Origin of the sequence: Leptospira vanthielii serovar Holland str. Waz Holland = ATCC 700522 (genome assembly GCF_000332455.1) — a bacterium.
Classification (GTDB): Bacteria; Spirochaetota; Leptospiria; order Leptospirales; family Leptospiraceae; genus Leptospira_A; species Leptospira_A vanthielii.
Genome location: NZ_AOGY02000071.1, coordinates 1 through 6,787 on the forward strand (window position 1 = coordinate 1; position 6,787 = coordinate 6,787).

Below are 6,787 nucleotides of genomic sequence, written 5' to 3' on the forward strand. Positions count from 1 at the left end.
CGGGACGTTAGGGACTGGCACGGAGTTTGCGGATGCAAACGAGTGACAGAAGGGGAATTTGGCGTAGCCCGAACGAGGGCGAAGTCCCGAAGCGTAGCGGTAAGTCGCTGTTAGTTGCAGTTGGGTTTTTGACTAAGCAGATAATTTTAGAGTTCTTATAGAATCTAATTTAGTCTTTAATTTTTCTTTCTTTTCTCTAATATCAAGATCTGTTTGCAAATTTATCCAAAATTTTTCAGACATACCAAAAAACTTGGATAATCGTAAAGACATATCGACGGTTATTTTTCTTTTTCCATGTAAAATGTCTAAGATAGTAGAAGTTGAAACATGAAGTTCCTTTGATAATTTGTAAGGAGTGATTTGCATAGGTTCAAGAAATTCTTCTTTTAAAATTTCTGCAACAGTAGGAGTCGGGATTCTGTTATTTTTCATCTTCTAGTATTATCCTCTAATGGTAGTCAGTAACAGAGACTTGCTTACAATTTCCTTGATCAAATTTAAAAACTATTCTCCACTGATCATTGATTCTAATAGAATAAAATCCAGATAAATCACCTTTTAAACTTTCTAATCTATTAGAGGGAGGTGATTTTAGATCTTCCTCTTTTTCTGCATTATCAATTAAGATAAGTTTCGTAAGAGCTTTTTTTTGAATTTCCGGAGGAATCCTTTTTGAGAATATTTGGTTAAATATTTTCTCTGTCTCCGAAAGAAAGAATCATTCCTACTATATCTCTACTGCAGATATAGTAGTCAATCATTTAATTTGTAATAGTTAATCTTAAATTTAACCCAATTGCAACTAACGAACTAGACTAACCGACGTAGGCTGGCCCTGAGTCCCGAACGGGACGTTAGGGACTGGCCACGACACTTGCGTAGGCAAGGGGAGTGCCAGAAGCCTATGTGTCGCAGACCGAGCGAGGCCTTGTGCCGAAGCGAAGCGGTTAGTTGCTGTTAGCCGAAGTTCACTTTTGACTCATTTTTAGTTTTCGAATTTAAGATTAAAAATGATAAATTAATTGCAATTGGAACTACATAATTCGATCGAATTTCTAATAAAATCCGTAGATTCTTTATTTTTTTTAGAAAAATCAACGATTTCCATAGGATTTTTGAATTGGTATTGCCCAGCTTTTGTAGTAGGAGGAAGTCTTCGTTCGCTAGTAACAACAAAGATTTTTGAGTTATCAGAAATAACTCTCATTTCAGTGATAGTTCCATAGTCTTTATCAATTTGTTGAGAACACATAAATCTAGCGGTATAACTTTCGTAATCGTTTAAATCAATCTGTTGGGGCGGATTTGTTAAAATGTCAGTACATTTTGATTTTGCAAGATTTAGAACAGAATTTAGAAAAGAGTAAGCGGAGCTTGTATTTCTGAATGATTGCTTAACGATGATCCATTCAACGTTTTGGATATCTTTATCGCTAGGAATCCATTCTTTTAAAGATTCGTTTTGTTCGTTTTTATCCGTAATGAGTTTCCACTCTATAGAAATAGGAAGTTTTAGATTGATATCAATGATTGGATTTTGCTGTTTTTGGATACTTGCGCAACCAATAAAGAAAAGAATAAGTGGCAGTAATAGTTTCATAAAAAATCTCCTTTGATTTTCCGTATATTGATAATTTGGCATATTGTTTTAAATTCTTTTTTATTGTTTCAATTTGTGAATTTCGGCTAACGAACTAGACTAACCGACGTAGGCTGGCCCTGAGTCCCGAACGGGACGTTAGGGACTGGAACGACACTTGCGCAGGCAAGGGGAGTGCCAGAAGCCTATGTGGCGCAGCCCAAGCGAGGGCTCGTCCCGAAGCGAAGCGGTTAGTTGCTGTTATGCGACGTGAGCTTTTTCTTCTTTTATTTCTTTTTCTATTGCTTTTTGAACAAATTGATTTAAGGAAATTCCTTCTATCAATGATTTTCGATAGGCTCTTCTATGAAGTTCTGTAGGAATTCTGACATTGAATGAACCTTTAAAAGACTTTTCTGGATCTTTCTTTGCTTTTAAACATAATTCAAGATAGTCATTAACAGATTCGATGAATGCCTTTTTAATTTCATTAACAGATTTACCTTCAAAAGAAATTAAATCTTCAATTCCTTCAATTTTTCCATAGAAAATCTCATCTTCGGAATCAAAATGCACTGACCCAAGATATCCTTTATATTCCATTAGATCTTTCATTCTATATACCCTTCAGATTTTAATTCGTCTAAAATTTGATTGATTTGGTAGGATTTTAAAATATTACCAGGATGAGGTTTGTGAAGACGAATCACATGTTTTCCCTTTTCATGTATCCATGCTACCCTTGAACCAGAAGATTTTCCTGAATTATCTTCAATGTAATCAAACCCATTTAAAAGTTTTCTGAGTTCATCGTAAGTAAAATCCTTTGGTTTAGTTAAAATTCTAGCTAAAAGTTTATCTTTTTTGGACACTTACTGCTAGTCTAAATAAGGGCATCAGAAAAGCAACTAGAAATCAGTTGCAATCTTGTAGTTTCTTAATTTTTACATTTTCTATATAGCTTTTTGTAATAGAATAAAGTTTTAGCTCATGTCGCATAACGAACTAGCGGAGACGACGTTCCTCTTAGCTGAGCCTGCAGGGCAGGCGTTAGCGTCGGCGCGTCTTCTTGCGGAGCAAGAAGCGTGACGGAGAGGAATGTGGCGCAGCCCAAGCGAGGCCTTGTGCCGAAGCGAAGCGTTTCCCCGCTGTTATACGCTGTTGTGCATTTTTCAATTCCGAATTATTATGATATCAAGTGTTATTGATATCGGCGTCTTCTTCTAAATCTTCATTTTCTCCAATTATATGAGCTACAATTAAATCTTCCCATGTAGTTAATGTAGCATCCCATTTTTCAATTGCAGTGTGGAAGTCATTTGATGCTAATTTTAGAAAATCGGCTGCATCTTTTAAATATTTCGACTCCTCTTCTTCATCAATTTGATCTATTAAATGAAGAATTTCAAATCGAAGCATTAATTTTTCAACGTCAGGGTTTGGATAATTCTTTGTAAAAATGTCTGTTGTAGAATATTTTGTTCGTAGTTTTAGGATAATTTCCGTTATAAGTTCCTTAAACTCGGGAAGATATAGTTCCTCGTCATTTTCTAATTTTTCGCCTAAAACTTCCAGTTTAGAAAGTAGTTCTTCTTCTCCTGCTCGCGAAAGAGCATAAATTAGTGTATAAAAAATCCTGGGATCTTCATCAAAAAAATCGGGTGTATATTCGTCTCCGTATAGAATTTCATCATCATTTTTCATTATATTTTCACTCATTTGTTAATAAATTATTCTTTAATTTAATTTTGCACAATAGCGTATAACGAACTAGACTAACCGACGTAGGCTGGCCCTGAGTCCCGAACGGGACGTTAGGGACTGGAACGACACTTGCGACTGCAAGGGGAGTGCCAGAAGCCTATGTGGCGCAGCCCAAGCGAGGGCGAAGTCCCGAAGCGAAGCGGTTAGTTGCTGTTAGCCGAAGTTGCAAATATATAGTTTAAATAAAAGCAGAAGGAGAGATTTTGAATTTATCTGCAAGGGCTTTGATTTGCCTTACGTTTAGTTCTCGTTTTCCATTCAATATTTCTGAAACAACACCTTGGCTACCCAGAATAGCTAGATCTTTTTGTGTTAAGTTCTTTTCTTGCATTAGATATTTTAAAATTTCGATTGGTTCAGCATTGGGCTGTATGTAATGATCGTTTTCATATTCTTCGATCAAATTTCCAACAGTTTCTAGAAGCGGAGCTAATTGATGTTTTTCATCATTTCCAACTTCATCAATAAGTTCATCTAAAACTTTCACTATTTTTTTATATTGTTTATCAGTATGAGGAACGGAGAGAATATCTTTTAGGTCATGCCAAACATTCTTAATTTTTTCAATTTCTAGAATCATATAATCTCCTTTTTCCATTTCCCCTTATCATAATCTGAATGAGTTAAAATGTATCTAATAAAAACTTTCTGAGTATTAAAGTGAATAGCTGCAATTAACCTGAAGTTGTTTCCACTAATGTTAAAAACGGTAAGATTTCCAACCAGATCGACAGAATTAAATAGTTTTCTTAATTCATTAAAATCTTTAAAGCTAGTATTTTTAAGGATTTTATACCAGCTCTTTAAGGAAGATTCAGAATTAGGATGTTTAATGATAAAATCATCTAATTTCTTCCAGCTGATTACGTGCACCATTGCCATTTGTATCTCAAAATGAGATATGTCAAATAATTTTTTGGTTATCCGTTAATTTAGTTTTTTGCAATTTCGGCCGCGCTTTTTTTGTATGATTTAACCTATTGCAATTAACGACTAGACTTACCGAAGTTCCCCGACCCTGAGTCCCGAAGGGACGTTAGGGACTGGCATGTAGCTTGCGTAAGCAAGGCGAATGCCAGAAGGGGAATTTGCCGCAGGCCGAGCGAGGCCTTGTGCCGAAGCGTAGCGGTAAGTAGGCGTTAGCGTCGGCGCGCCTTCTTGCGGAGCGAGAAGCGTGACGGAGAGGAATGTGGCGCAGCCCAAGCGAGGCCTCGTGCCGAAGCGAAGCGTTTCCCCGATGTTATACGCCGTTTTAAAGATTTTGATATTGTTGTTTTTGGCAATGAAACATTTTATTGCATTAAAGAAACACTCCACTTGGCAGCTCTATTTGGTAGAGCTGCCTTAGCACCTCGCACTCCCATATCAAAATTTGGGGAGCGTGGAGAGTTGCTTTAAGGCAATAAAGCTTGTTAATTGATGATAATATATTACTTTTGTTGCTTTTAATCAATAATATTTTAATGGATTTGGTTGCTTTTGTGCTCCAGACAAAATTTCTTTAGTTTGAGGATCAACTCTTTCAAATAAGTCATTTCTCCATTCAATTTCTGAGAATTCGTTTAATCTATCTATATGAGCACCTAAAAAGTAACGATTTTCATTATAAATAATTCCAAAATTTCGTCCGTTTTGTATTCGATAAATACCGGCAAGTTGTGGAGGGCCACCACAAGCTGGATCTTTGATGTTCTCTAGTGTATCACAAAAGCATTGAAAAATAGATCGAGTAGTATTCCGAATTTTACTGTTCTTATAATTTTCATAATTTATCAAAAATTCATTTCTACCACTTCCCAAAGTAAATAATTTCTCCGAATGATCATTATAGGTAGGTTCAGCAACATTCCATTTTCCAATTCCTTCATGTTCGGAGTATTCAATTAATCTGATAAAGAATTTTGAATTCATCTTATCTTGATCCCTTGTAACAAATAGAATTTGAAATGATCCAGAAAATTTCGTCTTTGAAGGAAATAATAGTCTTTTTTCCGATAAAAATTCGAAGAATAGATTATAGCGTTTCTTTGCAGAATCAAAGCTGTTATTGTAAAATAAACCTTGATCTATTAATTGGGCAATTTGGTTAATTGTTATTAACGGAAAAATAACTTCTCCACAAAAGCCAATGATGATCGGGTGATTTCGGCAGCTGAAAATTTTTTGAGCGTAATCATATTTTTCGATAAAATTATTTTCAACGTTGTTCCAGCTAATTCTGCTTTCACTAGCAATATAAATAGAAGATTCTTTCCTTTGATCAACTCCTATCCAAGAAATGAGTAGCGTCATAATTGTGTTCCTTTTTTAAAATGGCGTATAACGAATTAGGGGAGACGACGTTTCCCGACCCTGAGTCCCGAATGGGACGTTAGGGACTGGCACGTAGTTTGCGGATGCAAACGAGTGACAGAAGGGAAATGTGGCGCAGCCCAAGCGAGGCCTTGTGCCGAAGCGAAGCGTTTCCCCGCTGTTATGCGTAGTTTTTCATGCTTCACTTTTGACTTTTAATTTAATATCCATTTCTTCTATATTTTGAATTTCAAATTTACCATTTTTGATATGGAATTGAAAGTAAATATTGGATTTTCTTGGAGTAACGATTTTTAGAATATTTTTTCCTTCAATTTGGAAGTCTTTTTTAAATTTTAGAATAGATCTTGAACAAGTAACGAAGTTGTCTGCAGTTTTGATTACTTTATGTTGATTAGGATAATTATCGTGAATCAACAAAGGTCTTTCTAGATTAAATCTATTTCCTTTCGAAATATATGAATATGGGTAAATGAATTCAATTTTTTCATTAAACATATTTCCGTTCAATTCAAAATCATAAAGATCTAGATCTAATATTTTTTCTTTAAATTTTTCTTCATCAAAACAAATTTCTGTCAGAAGCAGAAAATCATTTTCTGTAATATTTTTTTCAAAATCTTCCATATACTTCGAATTTAAAATATTATTTGGGTCATTTAAAACTAGATTTATATTCTCATTTTCAATGTAGAAAGAGTTTAATTGGTAGAAGTTAGATCCATAAAATGCAGCTTCTTCAAATTTGATACTAGAGTTATTGTTTAACCGATGCTCTGAAGTAATACCTGGAGAAACTAGAGTTAGTGAAGCACAGGAAGAAATTGATAGAAGTATTATTGTAAAAATTATTTTCATATTTTTCTCTAGTTATTTTTTGAAAAATTACGCATAACGAACTAGGCTAACCGACGTAGGCTGGCCCTGAGTCCCAACGGGACGTTAGGGACTGGCACGTAGTTTGCGGATGCAAACGAGTGCCAGAAGCCTATGTGGCGCAGCCCAAGCGAGGGCTCGTCCCGAAGCGAAGCGTTTCCGCGCTGTTATCTGCTGTGCCCTATGCTAAGTTTGGCTTGCTGCCTGTTTTTTCTCACTAAGGAATTTAATAGTCCAAAATATACGTGGCGT

10 protein-coding genes are annotated in these 6,787 nt (G+C 35.5%); all 10 read right to left on the reverse strand.

The window, feature by feature from the left end; translation table 11 throughout:
* Positions 1 to 132: 132 nt before the first annotated feature.
* The gene (locus tag LEP1GSC199_RS17695; RefSeq protein WP_002976056.1) at positions 133 to 435 is read right to left on the reverse strand and encodes a HigA family addiction module antitoxin; all 303 of its coding nucleotides are present in this window, start codon (positions 433 to 435) and stop codon (positions 133 to 135) included.
* A 16-nt stretch (positions 436 to 451) separates the two neighbouring features.
* Entirely contained in the window at positions 452 to 697 is a 246-nt protein-coding gene (locus tag LEP1GSC199_RS21045) for a type II toxin-antitoxin system RelE/ParE family toxin (protein WP_083901974.1), read from the reverse strand.
* Between the two features lie 324 nt (positions 698 to 1,021).
* Entirely contained in the window at positions 1,022 to 1,603 is a 582-nt protein-coding gene (locus LEP1GSC199_RS17700; RefSeq protein WP_002989037.1) for a hypothetical protein, read from the reverse strand.
* Positions 1,604 to 1,843: 240 nt separating this feature from the next.
* On the reverse strand, positions 1,844 to 2,197 hold the full coding sequence (locus LEP1GSC199_RS17705; RefSeq protein WP_002989029.1) for a type II toxin-antitoxin system HicB family antitoxin: 354 nt from the start codon (positions 2,195 to 2,197) through the stop codon (positions 1,844 to 1,846).
* The gene (locus tag LEP1GSC199_RS17710) at positions 2,194 to 2,454 is read right to left on the reverse strand and encodes a type II toxin-antitoxin system HicA family toxin (protein ID WP_002989040.1); all 261 of its coding nucleotides are present in this window, start codon (positions 2,452 to 2,454) and stop codon (positions 2,194 to 2,196) included. The genes LEP1GSC199_RS17705 and LEP1GSC199_RS17710 overlap by 4 nt, the downstream gene beginning before the upstream one ends.
* Before the next feature lie 322 nt (positions 2,455 to 2,776).
* Positions 2,777 to 3,301, reverse strand: coding sequence for a hypothetical protein (locus LEP1GSC199_RS17715; RefSeq protein WP_157356650.1), 525 nt, complete (start codon positions 3,299 to 3,301; stop codon positions 2,777 to 2,779).
* Between the two features lie 223 nt (positions 3,302 to 3,524).
* On the reverse strand, positions 3,525 to 3,926 hold the full coding sequence (locus LEP1GSC199_RS17720; protein ID WP_002989027.1) for a helix-turn-helix domain-containing protein: 402 nt from the start codon (positions 3,924 to 3,926) through the stop codon (positions 3,525 to 3,527).
* Positions 3,923 to 4,228: a type II toxin-antitoxin system HigB family toxin gene (locus tag LEP1GSC199_RS17725; RefSeq protein ID WP_332307945.1), complete on the reverse strand. Its 306-nt coding sequence runs from the start codon at positions 4,226 to 4,228 to the stop codon at positions 3,923 to 3,925. The genes LEP1GSC199_RS17720 and LEP1GSC199_RS17725 overlap by 4 nt, the downstream gene beginning before the upstream one ends.
* Before the next feature lie 567 nt (positions 4,229 to 4,795).
* Positions 4,796 to 5,638: a hypothetical protein gene (locus tag LEP1GSC199_RS17735; RefSeq protein WP_002989042.1), complete on the reverse strand. Its 843-nt coding sequence runs from the start codon at positions 5,636 to 5,638 to the stop codon at positions 4,796 to 4,798.
* 195 nt (positions 5,639 to 5,833) lie between these two features.
* Positions 5,834 to 6,517 (reverse strand): hypothetical protein, encoded by a 684-nt coding sequence (locus tag LEP1GSC199_RS17740; protein ID WP_039927327.1) that lies wholly within the window; start codon positions 6,515 to 6,517, stop codon positions 5,834 to 5,836.
* Positions 6,518 to 6,787: the final 270 nt, after the last annotated feature.

Bases quoted from the DNA above. Each gene is read 5' to 3' on its own strand.
- LEP1GSC199_RS17695 (WP_002976056.1), bottom strand. From the start codon at position 435: ATGAAAAATAACAGAATCCCGACTCCTACTGTTGCAGAAATTTTAAAA.
- LEP1GSC199_RS17700 (WP_002989037.1), bottom strand. From the start codon at position 1,603: ATGAAACTATTACTGCCACTTATTCTTTTCTTTATTGGTTGCGCAAGT.
- LEP1GSC199_RS17705 (WP_002989029.1), bottom strand. From the start codon at position 2,197: ATGAAAGATCTAATGGAATATAAAGGATATCTTGGGTCAGTGCATTTT.
- LEP1GSC199_RS17715 (WP_157356650.1), bottom strand. From the start codon at position 3,301: ATGAGTGAAAATATAATGAAAAATGATGATGAAATTCTATACGGAGAC.
- LEP1GSC199_RS17720 (WP_002989027.1), bottom strand. From the start codon at position 3,926: ATGATTCTAGAAATTGAAAAAATTAAGAATGTTTGGCATGACCTAAAA.
- LEP1GSC199_RS17725 (WP_332307945.1), bottom strand. From the start codon at position 4,228: ATGGCAATGGTGCACGTAATCAGCTGGAAGAAATTAGATGATTTTATC.
- LEP1GSC199_RS17735 (WP_002989042.1), bottom strand. From the start codon at position 5,638: ATGACGCTACTCATTTCTTGGATAGGAGTTGATCAAAGGAAAGAATCT.
- LEP1GSC199_RS17740 (WP_039927327.1), bottom strand. From the start codon at position 6,517: ATGAAAATAATTTTTACAATAATACTTCTATCAATTTCTTCCTGTGCT.